At 64.5% G+C, this 1,809-nt stretch carries 2 protein-coding genes; one reads left to right on the top strand and one right to left on the bottom strand.

What is annotated here, in order from left to right; all coding sequences use genetic code 11:
• Positions 1-50: 50 nt before the first annotated feature.
• On the top strand, positions 51-455 hold the full coding sequence (locus L0G76_RS16025) for a universal stress protein (protein WP_304358119.1): 405 nt from the start codon (positions 51-53) through the stop codon (positions 453-455).
• A 21-nt stretch (positions 456-476) separates the two neighbouring features.
• Here L0G76_RS16025 and L0G76_RS16020 read toward each other — a convergent pair whose 3' ends face one another.
• Entirely contained in the window at positions 477-1,574 is a 1,098-nt protein-coding gene (locus tag L0G76_RS16020; protein ID WP_304358118.1) for a threonine aldolase family protein, read from the bottom strand.
• Positions 1,575-1,809: the final 235 nt, after the last annotated feature.

Here is a 1,809-nt window from a genome sequence, read left to right as displayed (position 1 = left end):
ATGTGCTACTAATTGAGGGTGCTTCGTCCAGTGTCGTATCAGGAGAGACAATGACAATTCTCGTCGGTTATTCCCCCTCACCCGAAGGCAAGGCCGCCGTCGCGTTCGGCATCGAGCAGGCGAAGGCCTTCGATGACACCGTGATCGTGCTCAATGCCGGCATCGGAGAAACTCCCGACGAGCGTGGTGTGGCGACGAATCAGGACATGGACGAACTGAAAGAGGCGCTGCGCTCTTCCGAGGCCTCCCATGAGATCCTGCAGTTCCTGCGGGGAAACGATCCCGTTGAAGAACTCCTCGCCCTCGCCGAGGCGACCGAAGACACACGCATGATCGTGATCGGATCGCGTCGCCGCTCCCCTGTCGGCAAACTCATCATGGGCTCGACCGCCCAGCGCATCATCCTCGACGCGGACGTCCCCGTCGTCTCCGTGAAGTCCGACCCGAAGAAGTAGGGGCCATCCACGGCCTCGCCGCTACTCCCCCGCAATGGCAGCGATGAGGGCTTCGACGTCGTCGGCCGTGGTGTCGAAGGCGCACATGAGGCGGACGACGTTCTCGGCCATGGGCCAGTCGGCGAAGGCGAACTTCTGTCGCGCTCGGGCCGCGACGTCCCCCGGCATGTGAACGAAGACGACGTTGGATTCGACCGGCGCCACTATCGAGATCTCGGGAGCGCGGCCACTGGCGACCGCCTCGGCGAGGCCATCCGACAGCCGCTGGGCCATGGTGTTGGCATGGTTCGCCGAGGTGCGCCACAGGGCACCGTCGTAGAGGGCATTGAGCTGGGCGGAGAGGAAGCGCATCTTCGATGACAGCTGCAGATTCATCTTCCGCAGGAACTTCATCCCCTGCCCGATCTCGGGGTTGAGGACGACGATCGCCTCGGCGCCGAGGAGCCCGTTCTTCGTCCCGCCCAGGCTGATGATGTCGACGCCTGCGTCGGTGGTGAGCGTGCCGAGGTCGGTGTCGAGGTGGGCAGCGGCATTGCCCAACCTGGAGCCGTCGACGTGGAGGATCATGTCGAGGCTGTGCGCGGTGTCGGCGATCGCCCGGATCTCCTCCGCACGATACGTCGTGCCCCATTCCGTCGATTGGGAGATGCTCACGGCCAAGGGCTGGGCGTTGTGTTCGCTACCACGCCCGAGGACCGAGCCCTTGATGATCTCGGGTGTCAGTTTTCCGTTCGGAGTCGGGGCACCGATGACCTTGAGCCCGCCGACCTTCTCCGGGGCGCCGGTCTCGTCGTAGTTGATGTGAGCGGACTCTGCAGTGATGACGGCCGCCCACCTGGGCAGCGCCGACTGCAGTGCGAGGACGTTGGCACCGGTGCCGTTGAAGACCGGGAACGCTTGGGCGGACGGACCGAAGTGGCCCTTCATGACCTCGCCGAAGCGTGCGGTCCAGGGGTCTCCTCCGTAGCCGGGTGTATGCCCGACATTGGCTTCGGCGATGGCGCCGATGACTTCGGGGTGGGCCCCGGCCCAGTTGTCGGAGCCGAAGTTGCGCGGATGGGCCGACTCCGAGGTGTCGACTGGCGGTGGGTTCTGGGACAGCAGCGTCTGGTCATTCACAGGTTCAGGTTAGCCTCCCGCGGGCACTCCGCACAGTCCGTTCCAAATCCTTCCGTTGCAACGGGGCGATTTGATGCTGCCGGGAAGAGTTGCTGAACGGACTGGAGGGAAAGCGAGTCCGAGTGCGAATTAGTGCTCCCGGTGCGTGATGCTTCCGCAGGCGAATGTGACGCGTCTTGGGGCTCACTTGCTGAAGTGCTGCGTGGCTGCGTGGCTGGAGTGCTGCGTGGCTGCG

The organism is Brevibacterium picturae (assembly GCF_030453725.1).
Taxonomy (GTDB): Bacteria; Actinomycetota; Actinomycetes; order Actinomycetales; family Brevibacteriaceae; genus Brevibacterium; species Brevibacterium sandarakinum_A.
The sequence above is the reverse complement of the archived record's forward strand: the minus strand, read 5'-3'. Positions and strand labels throughout refer to the sequence as shown.